This is a genomic window from Streptomyces sp. NPDC000983, assembly GCF_040299205.1.
GTDB lineage: Bacteria > Actinomycetota > Actinomycetes > Streptomycetales > Streptomycetaceae > Streptomyces.
In genome coordinates this window covers 32,338-57,796 of the sequence record NZ_JBEPBM010000026.1, presented here as the reverse complement: position 1 = coordinate 57,796, position 25,459 = coordinate 32,338, and the positions used below count along the sequence as shown (strand labels likewise).

The 25,459-nt window shown below is 71.3% G+C and carries 19 protein-coding genes; 12 read left to right on the top strand and 7 right to left on the bottom strand.

Features of this window, described 5'->3' with window-relative positions:
• Window positions 1-22: 22 nt before the first annotated feature.
• Window positions 23-922, top strand: a complete 900-nt coding sequence (locus ABT296_RS26570; RefSeq protein WP_351931157.1) for a TauD/TfdA dioxygenase family protein — start codon at window positions 23-25, stop codon at window positions 920-922.
• 49 nt (window positions 923-971) lie between these two features.
• On the opposite strand, the gene ABT296_RS26565 is transcribed toward ABT296_RS26570, so the two are convergent.
• Complete coding sequence (locus ABT296_RS26565) at window positions 972-2,882, bottom strand: DUF1996 domain-containing protein (RefSeq protein ID WP_351931156.1); 1,911 nt, start codon at window positions 2,880-2,882, stop codon at window positions 972-974.
• Window positions 2,883-3,233: 351 nt separating this feature from the next.
• Here ABT296_RS26565 and ABT296_RS26560 point away from each other — a divergent pair, with 351 nt between their 5' ends.
• The 3 genes from ABT296_RS26560 (at window position 3,234) to ABT296_RS26550 (ending at window position 6,840) form a co-directional block, all read left to right on the top strand.
• Window positions 3,234-4,439 carry an MFS transporter gene (locus ABT296_RS26560; protein ID WP_351931155.1) on the top strand — a complete coding sequence of 402 codons (1,206 nt, stop codon included), beginning with the start codon at window positions 3,234-3,236 and terminating at the stop codon, window positions 4,437-4,439.
• 55 nt (window positions 4,440-4,494) lie between these two features.
• On the top strand, window positions 4,495-5,319 hold the full coding sequence (locus ABT296_RS26555; protein WP_351931154.1) for an aldo/keto reductase: 825 nt from the start codon (window positions 4,495-4,497) through the stop codon (window positions 5,317-5,319).
• Window positions 5,320-5,394: 75 nt separating this feature from the next.
• A complete protein-coding gene (locus tag ABT296_RS26550; RefSeq protein ID WP_351931153.1) occupies window positions 5,395-6,840 on the top strand; it encodes a glyceraldehyde-3-phosphate dehydrogenase in 1,446 nt (481 codons plus the stop codon).
• A gap of 71 nt (window positions 6,841-6,911) precedes the next feature.
• On the opposite strand, the gene ABT296_RS26545 is transcribed toward ABT296_RS26550, so the two are convergent.
• Complete coding sequence (locus ABT296_RS26545) at window positions 6,912-7,364, bottom strand: flavodoxin family protein (protein WP_351931152.1); 453 nt, start codon at window positions 7,362-7,364, stop codon at window positions 6,912-6,914.
• A gap of 403 nt (window positions 7,365-7,767) precedes the next feature.
• Between ABT296_RS26545 and ABT296_RS26540 the strand changes: the two genes are divergently transcribed.
• Window positions 7,768-8,871, top strand: a complete 1,104-nt coding sequence (locus tag ABT296_RS26540; protein ID WP_351931205.1) for an acyltransferase family protein — start codon at window positions 7,768-7,770, stop codon at window positions 8,869-8,871.
• A gap of 178 nt (window positions 8,872-9,049) precedes the next feature.
• Window positions 9,050-9,706 (top strand): lipoprotein, encoded by a 657-nt coding sequence (locus ABT296_RS26535; RefSeq protein ID WP_351931151.1) that lies wholly within the window; start codon window positions 9,050-9,052, stop codon window positions 9,704-9,706.
• Window positions 9,707-9,778: 72 nt separating this feature from the next.
• Here ABT296_RS26535 and ABT296_RS26530 read toward each other — a convergent pair whose 3' ends face one another.
• Genes ABT296_RS26530 through ABT296_RS26515 form a run of 4 tightly spaced genes read right to left on the bottom strand, consistent with a single transcriptional unit; the run spans window position 9,779 to window position 14,346 of the window.
• On the bottom strand, window positions 9,779-11,134 hold the full coding sequence (locus ABT296_RS26530) for a GH1 family beta-glucosidase (RefSeq protein ID WP_351931150.1): 1,356 nt from the start codon (window positions 11,132-11,134) through the stop codon (window positions 9,779-9,781).
• Between the two features lie 29 nt (window positions 11,135-11,163).
• Window positions 11,164-12,003 carry a carbohydrate ABC transporter permease gene (locus ABT296_RS26525; protein WP_351931204.1) on the bottom strand — a complete coding sequence of 280 codons (840 nt, stop codon included), beginning with the start codon at window positions 12,001-12,003 and terminating at the stop codon, window positions 11,164-11,166.
• Between the two features lie 13 nt (window positions 12,004-12,016).
• On the bottom strand, window positions 12,017-13,015 hold the full coding sequence (locus tag ABT296_RS26520; RefSeq protein WP_351931149.1) for a carbohydrate ABC transporter permease: 999 nt from the start codon (window positions 13,013-13,015) through the stop codon (window positions 12,017-12,019).
• 14 nt (window positions 13,016-13,029) lie between these two features.
• Complete coding sequence (locus ABT296_RS26515) at window positions 13,030-14,346, bottom strand: ABC transporter substrate-binding protein (protein ID WP_351931148.1); 1,317 nt, start codon at window positions 14,344-14,346, stop codon at window positions 13,030-13,032.
• 185 nt (window positions 14,347-14,531) lie between these two features.
• Here ABT296_RS26515 and ABT296_RS26510 point away from each other — a divergent pair, with 185 nt between their 5' ends.
• A complete protein-coding gene (locus ABT296_RS26510; RefSeq protein WP_351931147.1) occupies window positions 14,532-15,836 on the top strand; it encodes an ROK family protein in 1,305 nt (434 codons plus the stop codon).
• A 42-nt stretch (window positions 15,837-15,878) separates the two neighbouring features.
• On the opposite strand, the gene ABT296_RS26505 is transcribed toward ABT296_RS26510, so the two are convergent.
• Window positions 15,879-18,071 carry a pectate lyase-like domain-containing protein gene (locus ABT296_RS26505; RefSeq protein ID WP_351931146.1) on the bottom strand — a complete coding sequence of 731 codons (2,193 nt, stop codon included), beginning with the start codon at window positions 18,069-18,071 and terminating at the stop codon, window positions 15,879-15,881.
• 363 nt (window positions 18,072-18,434) lie between these two features.
• Between ABT296_RS26505 and ABT296_RS26500 the strand changes: the two genes are divergently transcribed.
• From ABT296_RS26500 to ABT296_RS26480, 5 genes are all read left to right on the top strand, one after another.
• On the top strand, window positions 18,435-18,962 hold the full coding sequence (locus ABT296_RS26500; RefSeq protein ID WP_351931145.1) for a hypothetical protein: 528 nt from the start codon (window positions 18,435-18,437) through the stop codon (window positions 18,960-18,962).
• Window positions 18,963-19,347: 385 nt separating this feature from the next.
• The gene (locus tag ABT296_RS26495) at window positions 19,348-21,462 is read left to right on the top strand and encodes a hypothetical protein (protein ID WP_351931144.1); all 2,115 of its coding nucleotides are present in this window, start codon (window positions 19,348-19,350) and stop codon (window positions 21,460-21,462) included.
• An 85-nt stretch (window positions 21,463-21,547) separates the two neighbouring features.
• A complete protein-coding gene (gene pelF, locus ABT296_RS26490) occupies window positions 21,548-23,050 on the top strand; it encodes a GT4 family glycosyltransferase PelF (protein WP_351931143.1) in 1,503 nt (500 codons plus the stop codon).
• Window positions 23,047-24,405, top strand: coding sequence for a hypothetical protein (locus ABT296_RS26485; protein WP_351931142.1), 1,359 nt, complete (start codon window positions 23,047-23,049; stop codon window positions 24,403-24,405). The genes pelF and ABT296_RS26485 overlap by 4 nt, the downstream gene beginning before the upstream one ends.
• Window positions 24,406-24,449: 44 nt before the next feature.
• Window positions 24,450-25,451, top strand: coding sequence for a GDP-mannose 4,6-dehydratase (locus ABT296_RS26480; protein ID WP_351931141.1), 1,002 nt, complete (start codon window positions 24,450-24,452; stop codon window positions 25,449-25,451).
• The last annotated feature ends 8 nt before the right edge of the window (window positions 25,452-25,459 follow it).

Genomic DNA, 25,459 nt, shown 5'->3' with positions numbered 1-25,459 from the left:
CCCACCGGAAGGAACCCGCACCATGACCACCAGTACCGACTTCGACATCCGCCGGATCGGCGGCCGGATCGGCGCCGAGATCCTCGGCGTGGACCTCTCCTCCGACCTGGCGCCCGCGCTGGTCGGCGAGATCAACTCGGCGCTCCTGGAGCACAAGGCGCTGGTCTTCAGGGGCCAGCACCTGGACGACGAGGGACAGCTCCGCTTCGCCTCGCTCTTCGGTGAACTCACCACGGCGCACCCGACGGTGCCCTCCGTGGAGGGCCGCCCGAACATCCTGCCCGTGGACGGCGACGAGGGCATCCGCGCCAACCAGTGGCACACGGACGTCACGTTCGTCCGGACCCCGCCGAAGGCGTCCACCCTGCGCGGCATCGTGATCCCGCCCTACGGCGGCAACACGCTCATCGCCAACTCGGCTGCCGCGTACCGGGATCTGCCCGAGCCGCTGCGGGAGCTGGCGGACAAACTGTGGGCGGTGCACACCAACGCCTACGACTACGCGGCCCCCAAGAGCGAGAGGGCCGCCGAGCACCGCAGGCAGTTCGTCTCCCGGACGTACCGCACCGCCCACCCGGTGGTCCGGGTCCACCCGGAGACCGGGGAGCGGGGGCTGTTCATCGGGGGCTTCGCGCAGAGCCTCGTCGGATTCGGCCCGTCCGACTCGCGGGACCTGCTGCGGCTGCTCCAGTCGTACGTCACCCGCCCGGAGAACATCGTGCGGGTGGTCTGGGCGCCGGGCGACGTGGTGCTGTTCGACAACCGCATCACGCAGCACTACGCGCCCGACGACTACGGCGACCTGCCGCGTCTGCTGCACCGGGTGACCGTCGCCGGCGATGTCCCGGCCGGGGTCGACGGCACGCTCAGCCATGTCGTCGAGGGCGACGACGCCTCGCACTACACGCCCGCCACGGCGTGAGGCCCGGTCGTGGGGCGGGGACCCGGGGTCCCCGCCCCACGACCGTCACTCAGGCGCGGCTCGTGAACCGGCGCAGCAGCACGAATCCGGCGATGACCAGGATCGAACCCGCGGCGGCCGGCCACAGCTTGGCGCCGGTGTCGGCGAGGCTGCCGCCGGCCGTCTGCGGCGCGGTGCCGTACACGGGCTGGTCGTTGCCCACGGCGACCGAGGACTCGGTGGGCGAGGCGGTCGGCGAGCCGATGGCCTCCGCGGGGTCCTCCTCGGTGCCGCCCTGCGTGGGCGTGGCGGAGATCTTCGGCCGGTCGGCGGTGGCGGTGGCCTCGGGGGCGTCGTCCGCCGGGGGCTCGTTGCTCTGCGTGGCGGCCGGGGGCTCCTCGGTGGCGGGCTCCTCGGTCGGCTCGTCGTCGCCGGTCGGCGCCGGGTTCTGGGGCTCCTCGGAGGGCTCCTCAGTGGGCTCGGGCTGCTGCGGCTCCTCCGAAGGCTCCTCGGAGGGCTCTTCCGACGGCTCCTCGGACGGCTCCTCGGACGGCTCCGGCTGCTGCGGCTCCTCGGGGGCGCCCGCGCCGTCGCACTCACGGCCCTCGTTGATGCAGTCGACCATCTCCCGCATCAGGCCCTCTTCGAAGACGTTGATGAAGTCGCCGTGGTCCGTGACCGGCTTGTGCAGCTGCTCGGGGAAGGAGTCGACGGCGAACAGCGGCGTCGTGTCACCGCCGTCGTCGAGGCTCGGCGCGTCGACGTCGTAGACGATGCGCTGGACCAGCTGCGGGATGGCCTGGAAGCCGGCCGCGCAGGAGCCGTCGGCCGCGGCGAACGCCACATGCGTACGGTGGTTGGCGCTGTCGATGTTGCGGCCGTCCCAGCAGCTCTGGAACTTGAACGTGCGCACCACGTCGCTGCCCTCGGGGCACAGCGGGTACTTGTCCTTCAGCTGCCGGTCCTCGAACCCGGTGCAGCTCCAGGAGGCGTTGGCGTTGGCCGTGCCGTTGACATGGGCCTTGGCGTCACCGGTGATGATGCGCAGCAGGCGGGGCATGGCCGTCACGTCGCCGGTGGGGCTGCCCTGGAAGGTCATGGTGACCTCCTTGGGCGTGAGGATCTCACCGGCGTTGCCCTCGATACCGCCGCCGGGCGCCTGGGCGTCCTGCTCCTGGTTGCCGTTCTGCAGGCGCAGGACGGGCCAGAAGTAGGAGGACTTGTCGCCCTGGTTCTCGCAGCTGGTGTCGGCGGCGGCCAGGTCGGCGTCGCTGCTGAAGGCGTCGTTGTCCTGGTTGCCGACGTAGTCGTGGAAGTGGTGGGCGCCGTTGGAGACGCCCGGCGCGACGATCACGTTGTCGGAGTTGAACAGCCCGTTCTCGTTGACGCCGCAGCGGGTGACGAAGGTGCCGCGGGAGGCGTTCTGTCCGGCCGGGGCCTGCGCGCTCGGCTGCACGCTGTTGATGTCGGCGAAGTCGGCCGCGACGGGGCCGTTGCCGGCCTGGCCGCCCTGCTCGTTCTCCGCCTGCTCCTCCTCGGGGGGCAGCAGTTCGCAGCCCGCCAGCGCCTCCAGGCCCTCGGGGCGCTGGCCCGCGTTGCCGATGGCGACGGCGATCCGCTCCAGCGTCCCGGCCCGCTTCTCCTCCAGCGGCTTCATGACCGAGGCGTCGGTGAAGGCGGCGTCCAGCTGCTGCTCCGGTGTGGCCGACCGCAGTTGCTTGTACGCCTCGGCTATCTGGCCGTCCAGGGACGCGAGTTCGGTGTCGACCTCCGAGCGGGCGGCGTCCGGTACCGCGGTCAGTTCGCTGCCGACGTCGGGGCAGTCGATGGTGGCGCCGCCCGGCTGGGCCGTACCGTCCGCCTCGGTCGCCGAGGCGTAGACATTGACCGCCACCATGCCACCACCGCCCAGAATCAGGGCGACTGCGGCGAAGGTCGCGCGCCGTGGGCCGGTCGGGCGCCTGCGCGAATTGCGTCTCAAGGCACTACTCCTACGTTCTGGACGAGCGAGCGGACATAGAGATCCCTCGCCCCCATACGGACCCCGGGCCCTACGTGTTCAACGGCTCCCCGGATTCATACGGATTTCTCAGCGGCCCCCTCTGGACACGGGCCCACCAAAGGCACCTCCGCGCACGCGCCGGAACCCTCCCCCGCACACCGAAGGCCCGCTGTCACACACACCGAGGACCACGCGACGCACACCATGCCCCACCCCTTGCGCGCGAGGGCATTCACCTCCCACACACACCCCCGCTTGCATTTAACCCGCGCATGCAACTATTGTCTTCGCCTGTAAGCGCCTCACGCAATTCCCGGAAGGTTCGTCCTCATGCCTCTCGCGCTCCTGGCCCTGGCCATCGGGGCCTTCGGGATCGGCACCACCGAGTTCGTGATCATGGGTGTGCTCCCCCAGGTCGCCGACGACTTCGGTGTGACCATCCCCACCGCCGGCTGGCTGGTGTCCGGCTACGCACTCGGTGTAGTCCTCGGCGCCCCGCTGCTGACCGTGCTCGGCACCAAGGTGTCCCGCAAGAAGATGCTCATGTCCCTGATGGGCCTGTTCATCGTGGGCAACACCCTGTCGGCGCTCGCACCCGGCTTCGGCACGATGCTGGCCGGCCGGATCATCGCCTCCCTCGCCCACGGAGCCTTCTTCGGCATCGGCTCGGTCGTCGCAGCCGACCTGGTCGCGCCGCGGAAGAAGGCGTCGGCGATCTCCCTGATGTTCATGGGCCTGACCGTGGCGAACATCGTCGGCGTGCCCGGCGGCACCTACGTCGGGCAGGCGTTCGGCTGGCGTGTCACCTTCGCCCTCGTCGCCGCCCTGGGCGTGATCGGCCTGCTCGGCGTGGCCCGGCTGGTGCCCGAGGCGGGGCGGCCCGCGCGCGCGGACGTGCGCTCGGAGTTCGCCGCGTTCCGCAATGTCCAGGTGTGGCTCGCGATGGCCATGACCGTCCTCGGCTACGGCGGGGTGTTCGCCGCCATCACCTACATCACCCCGATGATGACCGAGGTCACCGGCTACACCGAGGCCGCCGTCACCTGGCTGCTGGTCCTGTTCGGCATCGGCATGTTCCTGGGCAACCTGCTCGGCGGCCGGCTCGCCGACCGCGCCCTGATGCCCCTGCTCCTCTCCTCGCTCGGCGCGCTGAGCCTGACCCTGCTGCTCTTCACCGCGACGGCGCACCACAAGGTGCTCGCGGCGATCACCCTGACCCTGATCGGCGCCCTGGGCTTCGCCACCGTGCCCCCGCTGCAGAAGTGGGTGCTCGACCAGGCCACCGCCGCGCCCACCCTGGCCTCGGCCGCCAACATCGGCGCCTTCAACCTGGGCAACGCCCTCGCGGCCTGGCTGGGCGGCGTCGTCATCGCCGCCGGGCTCGGCTACACCGCGCCGAACTGGGTCGGCGCCCTGCTCTCCGGCGGCGCGCTGCTGCTGGCCCTCGTCGCCGCCCGCCTCGACCGCCGCACCCGCCGCACCGGCGGCCGGGTCGTCGCCTCGGGCACCGCCCAGGCCGTACCCGCCGCGCACTGACCCCGGTCACCCACAGCCGCATCCCCCGCTCCCCCACCCCCGAGGAACCACCACCATGACCGCCATCCCCACCGTCACCCTGAACAACGGCGTCGAGATCCCGCAGCTCGGCTTCGGCGTCTTCCAGGTCCCCGACGCCGAGACCGCCACCGCCGTCACCACCGCCCTCGACGCCGGCTACCGCGCCATCGACACCGCCGCGGTCTACGGCAACGAGGCCGGCGTCGGCAAGGCCCTCGCGGCCTCCGGGATCGCCCGCGAGGAACTGTTCGTGACCACCAAGCTGTGGAACGCCGACCAGGGCTACGACGCCACTCTGAGGGCCTTCGACGCCGGCCTCGACGCGCTCGGCCTGACCCATGTCGACCTGTACCTCATCCACTGGCCCACCCCCGCCCGCGATCTGTACCGGGAGTCCTGGAAGGCGATCGAGCGACTGGTCGCCGACGGCAGGGTCCGCGCCGCCGGAGTCTCCAACTTCCAGCCCGCCCATCTGCGGCGACTGCTCGACGGCGCCTCGATCGTGCCCGCCGTCAACCAGATCGAGCTGCACCCCGGCCTCCAGCAGGCCGAGCTGCGGGCCCTCCACGCCGAGCTGGGCATCGCCACCGAGGCGTGGAGCCCGCTCGCCCAGGGGGCGGTACTCGGGGACGAGGCGATCGTGGCCCTGGCCGAGCGGCACGGGAGGACACCCGCCCAGATCGTGCTGCGCTGGCACCTCCAGCTGGGGAACGTCGTGATCCCCAAGTCCGTCACCCCGCACCGCGTCCGGGAGAACCTCGACGTCTTCGACTTCACGCTCTCCGACGCGGAGATGACGGACCTGGCCGCCCTGGACCGCGGGCTGCGCACCGGCCCGCACCCGGACAGCCTCAACTGACGGCGACCCCCGGACCGAGCCCGTTCGAGCGGGCGGGTTAGCATATGAGCACCGCCTAGCTCGAAAGAGACTTACGTGACTGTCAACGACGACTCGTTCACCAACTGGAAGAACCGCGAGGAGATCGCGGAGTCGATGATCCCGATCATCGGGAAGCTGCACCGGGAGCGGGACGTGACGGTCCTGCTGCACAGCCGCTCCCTGGTGAACAAGTCGGTGGTCAGCATCCTCAAGACGCACCGGTTCGCGCGGCAGATCGCGGGCGAGGAGCTGTCGGTCACCGAGACGCTGCCCTTCCTGCAGGCGCTCACCACGCTCGACCTCGGCCCGTCGCAGATCGACATAGGCATGCTCGCCGCGACCTACCGGTCCGACGACCGCGGCCTGTCGGTGGCGGAGTTCACGGCCGAGGCCGTCGCCGGCGCCACCGGCGCCAACAAGCTGGAGGGCGGCGTCGGCCGTGACGTCGTCCTCTACGGCTTCGGGCGGATCGGCCGGTTGGTCGCCCGGCTGCTGATCGAGAAGGCCGGTTCCGGCAACGGTCTGCGGCTGCGGGCCATCGTCGTCCGCGGCGGCGGCGAGCAGGACCTCGTCAAGCGGGCCTCGCTGCTGCGCCGGGACTCCATCCACGGCCAGTTCCAGGGCACGATCACGGTGGACGAGGAGTCCTCCACGATCTTCGCCAACGGCAACGCGATCAAGGTCATCTACGCGAACGACCCGTCCGAGGTCGACTACACGGCGTACGGCATCAAGGACGCCATCCTCATCGACAACACGGGCAAGTGGCGGGACCGGGCGGGCCTCGCTCAGCACCTGCGCCCGGGCATCGACAAGGTGGTCCTGACCGCGCCCGGCAAGGGCGACGTCCCGAACATCGTGCACGGCGTCAACCACGACACGATCAAGCCGGACGAGCGGGTCCTGTCCTGCGCCTCCTGCACCACCAACGCCATCGTGCCGCCGCTGAAGGCCATGGCCGACGAGTACGGCGTGGTCCGCGGCCACGTCGAGACCGTCCACTCGTTCACCAACGACCAGAACCTGCTGGACAACTACCACAAGGCCGACCGCCGGGGCCGGTCCGCGCCGCTGAACATGGTGATCACCGAGACCGGTGCCGCCTCGGCCGTCGCCAAGGCGCTGCCCGACCTGAAGGCGCCCATCACCGGCAGCTCCATCCGCGTCCCGGTGCCGGACGTCTCCATCGCGATCCTCAGCCTGCGCCTGGGCCGGGAGACCACCCGCGAGGAGGTCCTGGAGTACCTGCGCGACGTGTCCCTGAACTCGCCGCTCAAGCGCCAGATCGACTTCACCACCGCCCCCGACGCCGTCTCCATGGACTTCGTCGGCTCGCGGCACGCCTCGATCGTGGACGCCGGCGCCACCAAGGTCGACGGCGACAACGCCATCCTCTACCTCTGGTACGACAACGAGTTCGGCTACTCCTGCCAGGTCATCCGGGTCGTCCAGCACGTCTCCGGCGTGGAGTACCCGACGTACCCCTCACCGGCGGTCTGATCCCCGTACCCGGCCGAGCGTCACGGTGGTGCCCGGCACCGCCGTGACGCTCCCGGCGTTCGCGCGCCCTCTCAGTCCATCAGTCCGGCGGCGAGCGTCGCGCCCAGCTCCCAGCACGCCTCGATGTCCCGCTTGGACGGTTCACCGGTCACCGTCACCGCGTCCGCCGCGCGCCGCCAGCCGAGCCCGGTGGTGACCGACTCCACGGACCGCACCGCGCCCGTGACGTCGTTGCCGCCGTGCACCCAGTAGCCGAAGGGGCGGCCGCGGGTGGCGTCCAGGCACGGGTAGTAGACCTGGTCGAAGAAGTGCTTCAGGGCGCCGGACATGTAGCCGAGGTTGGCCGGAGTGCCGAGCAGGTAGGCGTCGGCGGCCAGTACGTCGGAGGCGGTCGCGGCGAGCGCGGCCCGGCGGACCACCGTGACGCCCTCGATCCCGGGCGCGCCCGCCCCGGAGATCACGGCCTCCAGCATCGCCTGGCAGTTGGGCGAGGGCGTGTGGTGCACGATCAGCAGAGTTGCCACACCACCGAACCCTGCCGCGCCGGCGGGCGCCCCCGCAACTTCGGACTCCGTACGTCCGGTTATGCCCCGCCACGCTCCTTTCGTCGCCCCGCGCCGCGAAGAAGGACGCGCCGCGGCACGTATACGTCACGAGGCCGGTGGTACCCGGTATATCGAGGTGTCCGCCCTCGGCCGGAAAAGCCACGAAGAGTCCGCTTCCGCCGTTATCGGACGCCTTGTCACACATGACTGACGCCACGGGAGATACCGCGGTCACATCAGGACCGTCCGGGTTTACGCGGCTGAGGTTGCGTGACTAGGTTGTTCCGGGTGTCGGCACAAGGGCCACACAGCTAACTCTTGTAAGAGGTGTTCTGCTCTGTCTGGGTTCCGTCAGGATGGGATCACGCAGCAAACGCTGCCCCTGCGCAGTCTCGGACAGGCACAGGCGCCGCCCGCACCGGGCGACGCCACCGCCGCGGGAGCGGCACGGACTGCACGGTCGGTCAAGCAGCGGGACGCGTTCTTCGACAACGCCAAGTACCTCGCCATCGTGCTGGTGGCGATGGGGCACGCCTGGGAGCCCCTGCGCGACGGAAGCCGCACGGTCACCGCGCTGTACATGGTCGTCTACGCGTTCCACATGCCGGCGTTCATCATCATCTCCGGCTACTTCTCGCGGAGCTTCGACGCGGCTCCGGGGCGCATCAAGCGGCTGGTGACCGGTGTCGCCGTGCCGTACATCGTCTTCGAGGTGGCGTACACCTTCTTCACCCGGTGGACGGACAACGAGCCCGGCCGTGACATCAGCCTGCTGGATCCGCTGTATCTGACCTGGTTCCTCGCCGCGCTGTTCATCTGGCGGCTGACCACTCCGATCTGGCGCGTCGTGCGGTGGCCGCTGCCGCTGGCGCTCGCCATCGCGGCCCTGGCCACGATGACGCCGACCATCGGCAAGGACCTGGACCTCCAGCGCGCCCTGCAGTTCCTGCCGTACTTCGTGCTCGGCCTCTGTCTCAAGCCCGAGCACTTCGCGCTGGTGCGCCGGCGCGAGGTGCGGCTGCTGGCGGGGCCGGTGTTCCTCTGCGCGGTCGTCGTGGCGTGGTGGGCGGTGCCGCGGATGAACTACGCGTGGTTCTTCCACCGCACCAGCGCCGAGCAGCTGGCGGCACCCGTCTGGTACGGGCCGGTCATGACGCTGGCGCTGTTCGCCTGCTCGACCGTCCTGGCCGCGTGCTTCCTCTCGCTGGTGCCGGGCCGCGGCATGTGGTTCACCGCGCTGGGCGCGGGCACGCTGTACGGCTACCTGCTGCACGGGTTCGTCATCCAGGCCGCCAACAAGTACCACTGGTCCCACCTGGACTGGGTGCAGGAGCCCCTAGGGAAGATCGTGGTGACGCTGGTCGCCGGCGCCGTGGTGACCGCCCTGTGCACGCCGCCGGTGCAGCGGATGTTCCGCTTCGTGATGGAGCCGAAGATGGACTGGGCCTTCCGGCGCGATCCGGTGGCCGACGCCAAGTCCCGCTGAGCTTTGCCACACCGGCCCGACGCCGGTCCGGACCCACCGAAAGGCCGCCCGTGGTCACCGCGACCGGGGCGGCCTTTCGCATGTCCCCGCCGCCGTGCAGGGGGGACCCGGGCCCGGGTGCGGGGAGCCGCTCGGGCTCGGTTAGCCTGTGCCGCCGGGTTCGTGAGGGGAGAGCGAAGTGACGGGGCGTCGTGCGGCTGTGGCCGCGGTGCTGATCGCGCTGGTGTCGGGGTGTTCGGGCGGGTCGGACGGCGGGGACGCGAAGGCGTCGGCCGGTGCCGGCACACGGGAGAAGGAGTCGTCCGTCGCCCGCAGCGGGGGTTCCGTCGGCGCGAAGGGCTCCGCCTGCGAGCTGCCGGTCACCTTCGACTTCGCCGAGGACTGGGAGGCGGAGGCCGTCGACGCCGCGGTGGACGGCGAGAGCGAGCGGGCCCAGGAGGTCGCCGAGGCCCTGCTGTACCAGGGGCCGGTCGCCATGGCCTGCGAGCTGGACGCCAAGCCCGCGGGCAACATCGGCTTCCTGCGGGTGTGGACCGGGAAGCCGGGCGACACCGACGCCCGCGGCGTGCTGGAGGCGTTCCTCGCCGCGGAGGACGGGGTCGGCAAGGAGAAGTACGGCACCTTCGACGCGGACGGACTCACGGGCGCGGAGGTGACCTACCTCGTCACCAGCGAGCTGCTGGAGGAGACGAAGGAGGAGCGCGCGGTGGCCGTGGTGGCCCCGGGCGGTCCGGTCGTCCTGCACCTCGGCGGGCTGGACACCACCGAGCACCGCGGCATGGTCCCGGCGCTGGAGCTGGCGAAGAAGACGCTGCGCGCCGCGCCGGAGAAGTAGCCGCGCGTCCCGTGCGCGACAGGCGGCCGTGCCCCCGCCGGGGCACGGCCGCCTGTGTGCGGGGCGGGCGCGTCAGCGTTGCTGCTGCCGGTGGACGCGGATGATGTCCGCGTAGCGCTGCCCGCTCGACTTCAGGGTGCGCCGCTGGGTGGCGTAGTCGACGTGGACCAGGCCGAAGCGCTTGTCGTAGCCGTAGGCCCACTCGAAGTTGTCGAGCAGGGACCAGGCGTAGTAGCCCGCCAGCGGGGCGCCCTTGCGCACGGCGCGGGCGCAGGCGGCGATGTGCTGCTCCAGGTAGAGCGTGCGCTCGGGGTCGTGGACCTCCCCGTCGGGGCCGACGGTGTCGGGGAAGGCGGAGCCGTTCTCGGTGACGTACAGCTCGCGCACGCCGTAGTCGTCGGTCAGACGCAGCAGCAGCGCCTCCAGTCCCCCGGCGTCGATCTGCCAGTCCATGCCGGTGCGCGGCACGTCGGGCAGGCGGATCTCGCGGGCGTACGGGACGGGGCCCTCGGGGTCGTCGGTGACGGTCGCCGGGAAGTAGTAGTTCAGGCCGTGCCAGTCGAGGGGCGCGGCGATCGTCTCCATGTCGCCCGGGCGCTCGGGGAGTTCGACGCCGTACAGCTCGCGCATGTCGGCGGGGAAGCCGCGGCCGTAGACCGGGTCGAGCCACCAGCGGTTGGTGTGGCCGTCCATGCGGGTGGCGGCCGCGATGTCGGCGGGGCGGGTCGAGGCGGCCTCGACGGTGGAGTGGTTGGTGACCAGGCCGATACGGGCGCCGGGCACCGCGGCCCGGATCGCCTGAGTGGCCAGGCCGTGGCCGAGCAGCAGGTGGTAGGAGGCGCGCACGGCCGCGGTGAGGTCGGTCAGGCCGGGGGCCATCCTGCCCTCCAGGTGGCCGATCCACGCCGAGCACAGCGGCTCGTTGAGGGTGCCCCACATCGAGACGCGGTCGCCGAGCCGGCCGGCGACGGCGGAGGCGTAGGCGGCGAGGTGCTCGGCCGTGTCGCGTACGGTCCAGCCGCCGCGGTCCTGGAGGACCTGGGGCAGATCCCAGTGGTAGAGGGTGATGTTGGGCGTGATGCCGGCCGCGAGGAGGGCGTCGACGAGCCGGTCGTAGAAGTCGAGGCCGGCCTCGTTGACCGGGCCGTCGCCGCCGGGGACCACGCGGGGCCAGGCGATGGACATGCGGTAGGTGTCGACGCCCAGGCGCCGCATCAGCGCCACGTCCTCGGGCCAGCGGTGGTAGTGGTCGCAGGCCTCGTCGCCGTGGTCGTCGTTGTCGACCTTGCCGGGGGTGTGGGAGAAGGTGTCCCAGATGGAGGGTGTCCGGCCGTCCTCGGCTGCGGCGCCCTCGATCTGGTAGGCGGATGTCGCCGTTCCCCAGCGGAAGCCGTCGGGGAAGGCTGCGAGGTCAATCGGTTCGGGCACAGCAAACCTCTCTGGGTCTGGGCAGGTGGTCACTTGACGGCTCCGGCCGTCAGACCGGTGACGAGATAGCGCTGAAGGAGCAGGAAGCCCGCGACGACGGGCAGGCTGACGACGAGTGAGGCGGCCATGATCTGGTTCCAGTACACGTCGTTCTGGGTGGAGTAGCCCTGGAGTCCGACCGCGAGGGTGCGGGTGGTCTCGTTGGTCATGACGGAGGCGAAGAGGACCTCGCCCCAGGCGGTCATGAAGGCGTACACGGCGACGGCGACGATGCCGGGGATCGCGGCGGGCACGACGACCCGGAACAGTGCCCCGAGGGGGCCGCAGCCGTCGACCTTCGCCGCCTCGTCCAGGTCCTTGGGCACCGAGTCGAAGTACCCGATCAGCATCCAGATGGAGAACGGCAGCGAGAAGGTCAGATAGGTGAGGATCAGGCCGCCGCGGGAGCCGAACAGGGCGATGCCGGTGGCGTTGCCGATGTTGACGTAGATGAGGAACAGCGGCAGCAGGAAGAGGATGCCCGGGAACATCTGGGTGGACAGGACCGTCACCGTGAAGACGCGCTTGCCGCGGAAGCTGTAGCGGCTGACCGCGTAGGCGGCGAAGACGGCGATAGTGACGGAGCAGACGGTCGCCGCGCCCGCCACGATCAGCGAGTTGGTGAAGTAGTCGGCGAGCGGGACGGTCTCCCAGATGTCGAAGTACGGGCGGATCGTGAGACCGGAGGGTATCCACTGGAACTTCCCCGAGACGTCTTCGAGGGGTTTCAGGGAGCTGGAGACCATCACGTAGACCGGCAGCAGCACGAAGCCCACGAGCAGGGTGAGGAAGATCCGGCGGCTCCACAGGAAGGACTGCGGCGCGGCCATCGGGGAACGGGGTTCACGCATCGGAGCCCTTCCTTCCGCGAGAGGTGAACCAGAGGTAGGCGCCGGTCACCATGAGCAGGAACAGCAGCAGCAGGACGGACATCGCCGAGCCGGTGCCGAAGTTCCAGGTCTGGAACGAGGACTGGTAGATGTGCAGCGAGATCAGGTCCGCCGACTCCGGTGCCGCCCGCCCGAACAGGACGAAGGGCGTGTTGAAGTCGTTGAACGTCCACAGGAACAGCACCAGGACGAGCACCTGGTTGACCGGGCGCAGGGACGGCATGGTGATGCGGCGGATCTGCTGCCACATGCCGGCCCCGTCGAGGGCGGCGGCCTCGTACATCTCGCGGGGGATGTTCTGGAGGCCGGCCATGATGATGAGGAAGGCGAACGGCCAGCCCTTCCACACCGACACCACCAGCAGGGTGACGAAGGCGTTGTCGCCGATGAGCCAGAAGGGCGGTGAGTCGGTGAGCCCCAACTGGTCGTGGATCACGTGGTTCACCAGGCCGTTGTCCCGCTGGAACATGAACGCCCAGGTGATGACGGCGGCGTAGACGGGCAGCGCGTACGGGACGAGGAAGATCGTGCGCAGCAGGCCGCGGCCGCGGAAGTGCTCCTGGAGGTAGATCGCCGCGGTGGCGCCCAGCAGCCAGCACAGGCCGACCGAGAGCACGGTGAACAGACAGGTCGTGACGAACGACTTGAGCAGGGCCTCGCCGACGGGTGCGTCGAAGTCGACGGCGATCTTGTAGTTGTCCAGGGCCGCCCAGGGGGCGGTGCCCCAGTCGCGGATGTAGAACTGGGTGAGCTGCTTGAAGCTGACCACGATGCCGATGACCATCGGCACCAGGTGGACCAGGATTTCGAGGAGGAGCGCGGGCAGGAGGAGCAGGTACGGCAGGGAGACCTGGCGCAGCCGCCCGGAGCGGCGCTTGCGGGGCGCCGCTCCGGGCTTGTGGTGCCGGTCCGCCGTCCGCTCGCCCGTGCCGGGGGAGGCGGTGGTGGTCATGGAGACTTCCGTGGTCACGCGGCGGGCATCTGCTGCTGGGCCTTTTCGAGCTTGGCCCGCACCGACTCGGTGGTGACCTCCCGTCCGGCGGCGGCGTCGGCGAAGAGCTCCTTCACCGCGGTGCCGACGACGGTCTCGAACTGCGACTCCTCGGGGACCTGCGGCAGCGCGGTGGCGCTGGTGGCGAGGGTGTCGCGCAGGACGGCCAGGGCCGGGGAGTTGAAGGCGGGGTCCTCCTGGGCCGCCTTGACCGGCGGGATGGAGCCGTAGGCGGTGTTGAGGATCTTCTGCTCCTCGTCGCTGGTCATGAACTTCACGAACTTCTTGGCGCCGTCGATGTTCTTGGTGTTCTTGAACACGGCCATGTTGATGCCGGCGACCATGGAGTTGGTGCTGGTGCCCGTGCCGGGGGTGCCGGACTGGACGGGGGCGGGGGCGACGCCCCACTCGTCGTCCTTCATGCCCTGGGACTTGAAGGTGGCCGAGGCGGTCTGCCACAGCACCATCGCCGTCTTGTCCTTGGCGAAGTCGCTCAGCGACTGGTTCTGCGCGTACTCGGCGTTGCCGGGCGCGATGATCTTGTCCTTGGCCATCAGGTCGACGTACTGCTTGACCGCGGCGACGGCGCCGTCGGAGGTGAAGTCGGCCTTGCCGTCGGGGGTGAAGAAGTCGGCGCCGTGCTGCTTGCCGAGGACGAAGACCTGGTGGATGTTGTTGGACAGGTTCGAACCCTCGGCGCCGAGCGCCCACTTCCCGTCCTTGGAGAGCTTCTTGCCGATCTCGGCCATCTCGTCCCAGGTGGCCGGGGGCTTCTCGATGCCGGCGTCGGCGAACATCTTCTTGTTGTAGTAGAGGGCGTAGGCCATCGAGTACAGCGGCACCGCGGCGGGGTCCTGGCCCTGGACGCCGGTGGAGCCGAGCGCCGAGTCGACGAAGCGGTCCTTGCCGCCGATGGCGTCGAGGTTCTTGGCGTCCCACGGCAGCAGGGCGCCGGTGGCCTGGAGGGAGGCGCTCCAGGTGTTGCCTATGTTGAGGATGTCGGGGCCCTGCCCGGAGGTGGTGGCGGTGAGGATCCGGTTCAGCAGGTCCGACCAGGGCACCACCTCCAGCTTGACCTTGATGCCGGTCTCCTTCTCGAACTTGTCCAGCTCGGGCTGGAGGACCTTCTTGTCCACCTCCAGGCTGGCGCCCTGGTTGGAGGCCCAGTAGGTCAGGGTCTTCGGCTTCTCGTTGGAGCCCTCCGAGCCGGACGACCCGCCACCGCAGGCAGCCGACGTGAGGACGAGCGAGAGGGTGACGGCTCCGATGGCTGCGACTCTGCTTCTGCGCATGACTTCAGTTGGCCTTCCGGGAAGGAGCGACTGTCGCCTGCGGAGGGTCCGGGGCAGCGCCCCGTGTGCGGACCCGCACCCCCCACGGCTTAATTTAGGACGTGAGTTAAGCGTCAAGCTAAGATCGCGTCAAGGGCCCCGGCGCAGGTAGATTGCGGCGATGGCATCGACACGAGGGGGCAGGGGTGGCAGCACGCAGCGGTCGTACCGTACGTGACCTGCGGCGGGAGAATCGCACCGCCGTATTGCAACGGTTGTACTTCGACGGCCCGCTGAGCCGGTTCGCGCTCGGACCCGCCACCGGACTCAGCTCCGGCTCGGTGAGCAACGTGGTGTCCGAGCTGATGACCGACGGTCTGGTCGAGGAGGCCGGAAGCGTCGATTCCGTCGGCGGGCGTCCGCGCACCCTGCTGCGCGTCAGCCCGGGCAGCGGCCACATGATCGGCATAGACGTGGGCGAGACCCGGGTCCGCGTCGAGCTGTTCGACCTCGCCCTGACCGAGCTGGCCCGGGTCGAGAAGCCCCTGGCCACCGAGGGTGCGCGCCGCGTCGACCGGTACGACGTCGACGTCGTCGTCCAGCACCTGCGCGACGGGATCGCCGAGGTGCTCCAGCGCGGCGGGAGCGCTCCCGAGCTGCTGCTGGGCGTCGGCATAGGCGTGCCCGGCATCGTGGCGCACACGCCCGAGGACGGCGCCATCGTGCACGGGCAGACGATCGGCTGGGACGCCGTACCGCTGGAGCGGTATCTGCGGGAGTCGGCGCTCCTGCCCGAGTCGGTGCCCTTCTACGTCGACAACGGCGCCAAGACGCTCGGCCAGGCGGAGATGTGGTTCGGCGCCGGCCGGGGCGCGCGGAGCGCCGCGGTGGTCCTGTTCGGCTCCGGCGTCGGGGCGTGCGTGGTCTCCGCCGACATGGGTCCGGGCCGCGCCGTGGAGTGGGGGCACCTGACCGTACGGGTGCGGGGGCGGCGGTGCCGCTGCGGCGCCCAGGGCTGCCTGGAGGCGTACGCGGGCGCCGAGGCGCTGCTGGAGCGGTGGGCGGAGGCGGGAGGGCGCCCGCCCGCGGGCGTGGACGAGGAGACCGCGCTGACGGCGATGCTGGCCGCGGCGTATCCGGCCGAGGGCGCCGCCGACGAGTCGGCGCTGGCCGTGCTGGAGGAGACGGCCGAGTACCTGGGCGCGGGCTTCTCCGACCTGATCAACCTCTTCCAGCCGGAGCGGATCCTGGTCGGCGGGTGGGCGGGGCTCCAGCTCGGCCGACGGTTCCTGGAGTCGGTGAAGGCGCACGCGACCGCCTACTCGCTGCGCTACCCGGCCTCGCACGTACGGATCGACCTCGGCACGCTCGGACCGGACGCGGTCACGGTGGGCGCGGCGATCCTGCCGCTCGCGGACTTCTTCGCCCGCGGCGGGCGGCCGGTGGAGAGCGAACCGAAGGAGCCGCATCCGGCCTGGCGGACGAACCTCCGGGACCGTGCGGCTCAGTGAGGGGCCCTCCGGGCCGGGACGGACCCGGCCCGGAGGAACCGGTCAGGGGAAGGAGACGACGGTCGAGGGCACGGTGGACGTGCCGGCGGGGATGGTGGACGCGCCGGTGTCGTTGATGACGTGGTTGTAGTGGCCCATGCCGCCCAGGGAGACCACCAGGAGGCTGTGGAACTTCACCCCCGGCTTGACGGGCGCCTTGAAACCGTGGTCCTGGACGATGGTCGGGTCGACGTTGTAGTTGCAGTAGCTGCCCAGACCCCACGCCTCGTGCGTGTTCACCGAGTCGTCGACACGGTAGGCGGCGTAGCCCTTGGTCGAACCGTTCTGGATGGCGGCCTGGTTGGGCGCGTCGTAGGCCTTCTCGTTCTGGTAGAAGATCGTGCGGCCGCGCTCGCCGTACCACTCGACGTCGTACTTGTTGAAGTGCTCCACGAACAGGCCGGTGGCCAGCACGTCGTCGCCGTTGACCCGCACCCCGTAGTCCGCGCGGTTGGTCTCCCAGCCCCAGCCCTCGCCGTGGTCGGCGCGCCACACCCAGGTGTGGTCGATGATGACGTCGTCGCTGTGGACGACCATGCTGGTGGTGGCCTTGCCGACGTGGGCGCCGCCGATACGGATGTACACGTCCTGCACGGTGGTGGGGTTGGCGGCGTGGTCGGCGGAGTCGCCCTGCCGGCCGATCTCCAGCAGGGTCGGGGAGTTGACCGGGCCGGCGTCGATGAGGAATCCGGCGAGGCGGACGCCGTCGACGTCGGCGACCTTCATCGCGGTGACGCCGTTGTCCGGGACGATGGTGGCCAGGCCCAGGCCGAGCACGATGGTGTTGGCGCGGTCCACGTTGATGGTCCGGTCGACGTGGTAGACGCCCGGGGTGAACAGCAGGTGCAGGCCCTGGGCGAGCGCCTGGTTGATGGTGGCGGCGCTCGCGCCCGGCTTGACGACGTAGAACTGGTTCAGCGGGATCGACTGCCCCTGCGGGGTCCCGTTCGCCCAGCTGGTGCCGCGCGCGTTGGTCCGCCTGGCCGGCGCGAACACCTTGTACTCGCCGCCGTCGAGGTAGAGGTAGGGCTTCTCGCGGGAGATGGGCGTGGTGTCGAGCGTGGTGTAGCGCGGCTCGGGGAACGAGGTGGCCGGGGCGCCCTCGACACCGGAGAAGGTCTGGTTCCAGACGCTGTTGGACCAGCCGCCGATCGAGCTCTCACGGGTGTACCACTGCTGCTGCGAGTAGTTGCCGACCTGGCCGTCGATCCTGGAGTCGGCGATGTAGCCGCCCGAGGCCCAGCCGTAGCCGTTCGGCGCGAGGTTGAGACCGCCCTTGACGTGCATCCGGCGGAACGCGGAGGCCTGCGAGACCGCCCACCGGTTCGTCCCGTTGACCGGGTTGAGCGTCAGGCCCTCCGCACCGCGCCAGAAGTTCTGGGTGGCATTGCCGTTGAACCAGCCCGCATCCACGGTGACATCACCGTTGATGGTCGTGTCCCCCGGACGCAGACCCAGGCCGGCGATCTGCGTGTAGAAACCGATCTGCGCGTTCAGGTTGTTGTAGGTGCCGGGCTTGAAGAGGAACGCGTGCCGGCCGTTGCCGAACTGCGCCGACTCCTGCTGCTGGAAGACCTGGTCCAGCTTGGCCTGGATGCCGGGCGTGGACGGGTCGAAGATGTGGACGTTCGGGCCGAGGTCACCGCCGCCGGGGATGACCGGCCCGCCGTCCTGGGTGCCGTAGACCTTGAACTCCCAGAGTGAGTAGCCGTATCCGGTCGCGCGGGTGGTGCCGAGGACGCGGACGTAGCGGGCGGTGCCGGAGACGTTCAGGGTCTCGGTGCCGCCGGTGCCGGTGGTGGTCGAGTAGGCCGTGGACCAGTCGGTGCCGTTCTGCGAGGTCTCGATGCGGTAGGCCGTCCCGTAGGCGGTCTCCCAGCGCAGTTCGACCTGGCTGAGCTCGGCGGGGGCGCCGAGGTCGACGCGGATCCACTGGGGGTCGGAGAAGGCGCTGGACCAGCGGGTTCCGTTGTCGCCGTCGACCGCGGCGGAGGCGGGTGTGCCGCCGTTCTCGGTGCTGGAGGCGGTCACGGGCTTGCCCTGGGACAGCAGGGTCGGTGCGGCGGTGGCCCGGGGCGCGGGAAGGACCGCGAGCAGGGCCGCGGCGAGGGCGAGGACGACGGCGGCCACGACACCGCGTCGAACTGGTCTGTGGGGCTGGACTGTTGAAGGTGGTAGCAGGCCGACTGCGGGCATGGAAAAGCTCCTCGAAACATGAGGGAAACGGGAGAGCGCTCTCGGGAACCCTGCCCGCCGCCACAGGTGGGGTCAAGGACTCCGTCACGACTTTTCTTTCACCTTTCATTAAGTGAGGAGTGATCAGCCGTGCACATCGAGGATCGACTCATACGCGCCAATGGCCCTTGAAACGGACGGGAGTTGACCGAGAAGCCGTCATCCTGACCCGGTCACCCCCGGCGCCGCCCGTGCGGTGCGCGTATACGGCGGAAGGGCTGCTTCACATCGCCATCACAGCTTCACCACGGGGGGCACACTTCCGGTCGATCCGCCTCCAGCGGTGCAGACGGGGCGGACGGCGCGCACCTAGCCTCCCGGGCCATGCGATCACCCCTGATGAGACGCCTCGGCCTGACGGCCGTCCTCGGTCTCCTGCTCACCGTCTTCCAGCTGGCCCCCGCCGCGGGCGCGGCCGAACCCGCCCCGGCCACCCTGTCGTTCACGACCGACAGCGCGACCACCACGCCCGGCGGCACGGTGAACCTGTCGATGACGCTCACCAACAACGCCACGTACGACATCTGGTTCGTGTACCAGACGATCGACCCGACCTGGCTGACCACCCAGCGCCCCGACCTGAAGTACGGCTTCACGTCCTGCGCCCTGACCACCGCCGCGGGCGCGAGCCCCTGTACGGGCACCGGGCCGGCCAACCTCGGCGCGAACTACGGCGCCACCGTGCCGCCCGGCCAGAGCCGCACCGTCACCCTCACGCTCCAGGTCGCCGCCGACTCCGGCTGCAACGGCAACATCGGCTTCTACTCCTACTTCTACGCCGAGTTCAGCGACAGCACGAGCGTCAGCGGTGGACCGGTGTACACCCCCGAGACTCGGGTCCTGTGCGCCTGAAAGGGCCGCGGTTGACCTGAAATCGGTCTGGGACCGACGTCCCCGCGTGGTCCAGACCTCCGGAAGAAGCGACGGCGGGCCCTGGGGGCCCGCCGTCGCCCCGTTCAGGCCCCCGGCCAGCACTCCAGGCACTTCGCGCGCACCCCGCACCACCCTCGCGAACCGGTCCCAGATGACATCTCCCGCCCGGATCGGACCAGTTGGACACCTGCGCTTTTCCGTCATGTTTCGCAAGATGACCACGAAAGCTACACACAGACACCACCATGTGACGCGACGGATGCGTGGACGACCGGCTACTGAGGGGGGCTCGGCGTCGCGCAAGGGGGTGCGTCCGCTCGTTGCGAGCAGTACTCACCCCTGCCCGGGGAGGGGACTTCACCGCATGAAGCGGATGTCAAGCACCATCGCACTGACGGTGGGCGCGCTCATCGCCGCGCTCGGCCTGCCGGTCGGCGCGGCCCACGCCGACACCGCACCCCGCATCGACCTGCGGGTGCTGGTCGTCAGCGACGGCGGCCCGTCGACGGACGCGATAGCCGCCGAACTGGACGTGTCGGGCACGCCGTACACCGAGATCGACCTCACCCGGGCGGACCGGCCGGTGATCGACGCGGAGCTGCTCGCGGACACCGTGGACGGGCGGCCGCGCGCCAAGTACCAGGCCGTGGTGCTGCCCAACGACAATCCCTTCGCGGCCGGCTCCGCCGAGATGGCGGCCCTGGTCTCCTACGAGCAGACCTACGGCATCCCGCAGGTCGACGCCTACACCTACGCCCGGCCCGAGACCGGGCTGAACTACGCCGTCCTGAGCGGCTACGCCGGAAGCCTCGACGGGGCGCGGGCCGAGGTCACCCCGGCCGGACTGGCGGGACCCTTCGGCTACCTCGACGGTGCGGTGCCCTTCGAGGACAACTCCCCGACCGTCGGCGAGAGTTACGCCTATCTCTCGACGCCCGTGGCGGGCGCCGACTTCACTCCCCTGGTCGAGGCGCAGATCCCCGGCACCGCGCGGCGCGGCTCGCTGGTGGGCGAGTACCGGCACGACGGGCGGCGCGAACTGGTCGTCACGTTCGTCTACAACCAGTACCAGCAGCAGTTCCGGCTGCTGGCCCGCGGCATCGTGGAGTGGATGACCGGCGGGGTGCACCTGGGCGCGTCACGGAACTACTTCGCCGTGCACGTCGACGACGTCTTCGCCGCCGACGACCGCTGGAACTCCGCGCTCAACTGCACGCCCGGCGACGTGGACTGCCCCGAGGGCGCGGGTACGCCCGACCCGATCCGGATGACGCCCGAGGACGTCACGTACGCCGCCGACTGGCAGGACGGCCACGACTTCACCCTCGACATGGCCTACAACGGCGCCGGCAGCGTCGACCACCGCGAGGACAACGGCGGCGCCGACCCGCTCGCCGACCGGTTCGTCGCCGACCGGGCCCGCTTCCGCTGGATCAACCACACCTACACGCACGCCTTCCTGGGCTGCGAGCAGGACACCGCGGTCGTGCCCTGGCGCTGCGCCACCGAGGCCGACGGCAGCGTCCGCTGGGTGAGCCGGGCCGCGATCGCCGACGAGATCGCCACCAACCGGGTCTGGGGCGAGAACGCCGGACTCCCGCTCGACAACACCGAGTTGGTCACCGGGGAGCACTCGGGCATGAGGGTGCTGCCGCAGCAGACGAGCGACAACCCCAACCTGGCGCCCGCCCTCGCCGACACCGGCGTCACCTGGCTCGCCTCCGACAACTCCCGGGAGCCGGGGCAGCGGCAGGTCGGCGCCGCCACCACCGTGCCGCGCCACCCGATGAACGTCTTCTACAACGCGGGCCGGGCGGCCGAGCAGGTCGACGAGTACAACTGGATCTACACCGGCCGCGCCCAGGGCGGCAGCGGCATCTGCGAGGACAACCCGGCCACCTCGACCTGTCTGACCGAGCCGCTGGACACCGCCACCGGCTACGCGCAGTACATCGTGCCGCTGGAGACGCGCACCGCGCTCGGCCATGTCCTCGCCGGCGACCCCCGGCCGCACTTCATCCACCAGTCGAACCTCGCCGAGGACCGCATCGCCTACCCGGTGCTCGACGGCGTCCTGGACGGCTACGCCGAACTCTTCGCGGCCGGCGCCCCCGTGGTGAACCTGCCGATGAAGGACATCGGCGTCGAGCTCCAGCGGCGCTCCGCCTGGCGGGCGGCACTGGACGAGGGCCTGGTCACCGCCTACCGCGTCGGCGACGCGGTGACGATCCAGGCGCCGGACGGGGTGGCGGTCACCGCGACCCTGCCCGAGGGCACCACGCTGGCCGGCGCCGCCTACGGCACCGCCTACGCGGGCGCGCGCTCCGGCTGGACCCCGTCCACCGGCGCTCCCCTCGCCCTCGCCCTGCCGTCGGCGGCGGCGCTCCCGGCCGCCGGCGGCGAACAGTCCGCGACGGTCACGGACCCGGCGCCCGACACCCATGTCCCGGCGGGCACGACCGCCTCCCCGGAGTCCTGAACGGCGCACCGACCGACGGTCCCGGCCACCGATGGGCGGCCGGGACCGGCACGACGACCCCACACCTCGGCCGTGGAGCACATCGATGCCCGTTCCCCACGGCGCGCGACGCCTCGACGCGACGCGCGTCACCCTGCTCACCGAAGGCACCTATCCGCACAGTCACGGCGGCGTGAGCGTCTGGTGCGACCAGCTCGTCCGTGGCATGCCCGACCTGGAGTTCGACGTCGTCGCCGTCACCGGCACCGGTCACGAACCCGTCGTGTGGGAGCTGCCCGCCCATGTCTCCCGGGTCTGGTCCGTCCCCATGTGGGGCGCGCCGCCCCCGGGCGAGCAGCCCCGGGGCCGCGCCCGGCGGCGACTGGTCCAGGCCTATGAGCGGTTCCTGGCCGCGCTGCTGGACCCCTGCGCCGAGGACGGGTTCGGGCCCGCGCTGTACACGCTGGCGCGCGCCGCGGCGGACGGCACGCTGAGCCCCTTCCTCCGCGGCGACCGGGCGGTCTCGGTGCTGGCCGCCGTGTGGAACCGGCCCGGCCTGGTGGTGCGCGAGGCCCGGCCCTCGCTGCACGACGCGCTGACCGCGACCTCGCTGCTGGAGCACGCCCTGCGCCCGCTCACCGCGCCGGTGCCGAGCGAGGGGGTCACCCACGCCGTGAGCGGCGGGGTCGCGGTGCTCCCCGGACTGGCCGCGCTGGAACGTTACGGCACCCCGCTGCTCCTCACCGAGCACGGCGTCTACCTGCGCGAACGCTATCTCGGCTACCGGACGGCGCCGTACCGCTGGCCGGTGAAGGCCGTGGTGCTCGGCTTCTTCCGGCTGCTGGCGGAGGAGACCTACCGCCGGGCGGCGCTGATCACCCCGGGCAACCGCTACAACCGGCTCTGGGAGGAACAGGGCGGGGCCGCGCCGGAGTCGATCCGCACCGTCTACAACGGCGTGGACCCGGCGGCCTTCCCGCCGGCCGGCCCCGAACCCGGGGGGCCGACGCTCAGCTGGGCCGGCCGGGTCGACCCGATCAAGGACCTGGAGACCCTGATCCGCGCCTTCTCGCTGGTGCGCGAGGAACTCCCCGAGGCGCGGCTGCGGTTGTTCGGCGGCACCCCGCGCGGCGGGGAGGCGTACCGGGAGCGGTGCGAGGCGCTCGCCGCCGAACTCGGGCACGCCGACGCGGTCACCTTCGAGGGCCGGGTGGACGACATCAAGGACGCGTACGCGGCGGGCACCGTCGTGATGCTCTCCAGCATCAGCGAGGGCTTCCCGTTCACCCTGATCGAGGCGATGTCCTGCGGCCGCGTCACCGTCTCCACGGACGTGGGCGGGGTGCGCGAGGCCGTCGGCGACACCGGTCTGGTGGTACCGCCGAGGGACCCCGCCGCCATGGCCGCGGCCGCCCTGGAACTGCTCGGCGCGCCCGGGCGGCGGGCGGCGATGGGCGAGGCGGCCCGGCTGCGGGTGATCGAACAGTTCACCCTGCGCCGGACCATCGACACCTTCCGCGCCATCTACCACGAACTCCCCTATATGGGAAAGGAGTTGACGCCGGTGCCCGACCTGCCGCCGGCCGCGGACCGGAGCCTGGCCCGGTGAGCGGGCCCATGGCGCTCGAACCGGACGGCATCGAGCGGGACACACTCGCGCTGCGCCTCGCCGACGCCGCCACCCTGGCCATCCGGCTGCCCGGGGGCGGCACTCAGCGCGCCGAGGTCGACCTGCTCGCCGCCGGACTGGCCGACCGTGTCGGGCCGGCCGTGCACCCCTACGAGGTGGCGGCGCTGCTGGAGTCCGAGGGCCTGACCGCCGACGTGGTCAGGGAGCGGTACGGGCACCGCGACATCTTCTCGCTGGCCTCCGCCCTCTACGAGCGGGTCCCCCGGGTCTTCCCCGAGCCCGCGTCCGCGCCCGACCCCTGGCGCCCGGACCATGTGCGCTGTCTGCTGCGCGGGGCGCTGTTCGCGCTGCCGGGCCTCGCCTATCTGCTCGCCGCTCCCCTGTGGCACGCCTCCGCCCACGCCACCGCGCTGGTGGTGGCCGGCCTCGTCTCCTGGGCGTGGGGACAGGCCCTGGGCCACCGGGCCCATCTGCGGATGGCGGCGGGCCGTTCGGCCGCGGCCCGCACCCTGCTGGCCGGCGCCCCGCTGGGCGCGGCCCTGGCCACCGCCTGCGCGGCGGTGCCCGCGCGGGGCGGCCCGGTCACCCTGGTCGCGGCGGCGCAGTCGGTGTACCTGGCCGCCGCGGGAGTACTGCTGGTGCTGGGCGCGGAGTGGGCGCTGCTGGCCGCGCTCAGCCCACTGGCCGCCGGCGCGGTGGTGCTGCCCTGGTGGGAGCCCGGCTCCGTGGCGCGCGCCGGGCTGCCCCTGCTGGCACTGCTCGCCACACTCGCCGTCACCGCCCGCGCCCTGCGCACCGCGCTCACCGCGCCGTCCGGCCCCGCCGCCCCCGCACCGCCGGCCCACCGGTCCCTGCCGTACGGGCTGTTCGGGCTCGCGGCCGGGGTCCTGGTACTGCTGGAGGGACGGCAGCACCCCTACGCGGTGATCGCGCTGACGGTGTCCATGGGACCCGCCGAATGGCTGCTGTACCGCTACCGCGGACTGTCCGTCGGCGCCCTGCGCGCCTCCGCCACGCCCACCGGCTTCCTGTGGCGCTCGGCGGGCGTCCTGGGCCTGTGCCTGTGCGCCTACCTCCTGCCGCTGCTGCCGGCCGCGCTGCTGACCGGCAGCGATCCGGCGGCGCTGCTGCCGCTCGCGGCCACCCTGTGGACCGCCCTGCTGCTCCAGGCGTTCGGCACGGCCTGGCCGCCCGCCGCGATCTGTCTGACCGCCGCGGCCACCGCGGCCCTGCTCGTGCCTCCGGGCGAACTCGCCCTGCCCTACGGGGCGGCGGCCCTGGCGCTGACGGTCTGCGTGCTGCGGACCCTGGGCCGACCCGCCCCGCATGTGTGAGCCCACCCGGCCGCACTCCCCAACCGATCGGAAGGACACCCGAGTTGACCTCCGCACCGCTCGCCGCCGTCACCGGAGCCGAAGGCTTCATCGGCTCGCACCTGACCGAGGCGCTGGTCGCCTCCGGACACCGGGTCAGGGCGATGGCCCAGTACAACTCCTTCTCCTCCTACGGGTGGTTGGAGACCCTGTCGCCGGACGTCATGGACCAGGTCGAGATCGTCCTGGGCGACGTCCGCGACCCCGGCTCGGTCCGCGGGCTCCTCGACGGCGCCGACTGCGCGTACCACCTGGCCGCGCTCATCGCGATCCCGTACTCCTACCAGGCGCCGCACAGTTACGTGGACACCAACGTGACCGGCACCCTCAACGTGCTGGAGGCGGTGCGCTCCCTGGGCACGCCCCGGCTGGTGCACACCTCCACCAGCGAGACCTACGGCACCGCGCGGACGGTGCCGATCACCGAGGACCACCCGATCAACACGCAGTCGCCGTACGCCGCTTCGAAGGCGGGCGGCGACCGGCTGGCCGACAGCTACCACGCGAGCTTCGGCACACCGGTGGTGACCCTGCGGCCGTTCAACACCTTCGGGCCGCGGCAGTCGATGCGCGCGGTGATCCCCACCGTGATCGGGCAGGTGGCCGCCGGGGAGCGCACCATCACCCTCGGCGACCTGCGGCCCACCCGGGACTTCACCTTCGTCAAGGACACCGCGCAGGCGTTCCTCGCGGTCGGCACCGCGCCCGCCGAGCAGGTCGTGGGCCGCACCTTCAACGCCGGTACCGGCGGCGAGATCTCGGTCGGCGACCTCGTCGCGCTGATCGGCAAGGTGATGGACACCGCCCTCGACGTCCGCGAGGACGCCGAGCGGCTGCGGCCGGCCGCCTCGGAGGTGATGCGCCTGGTGGCGGACGCCTCCCGGCTCGCCGCCGCCACCGGCTGGCAGCCGGCCCACAGCCTGGAGGAGGGCCTGGCGGGCACCGTCGCCTTCTTCCGCGACCCGGCCAACCTGGCCCGCTACAAGACCGGCATCTACAACATCTGAACCCCCCA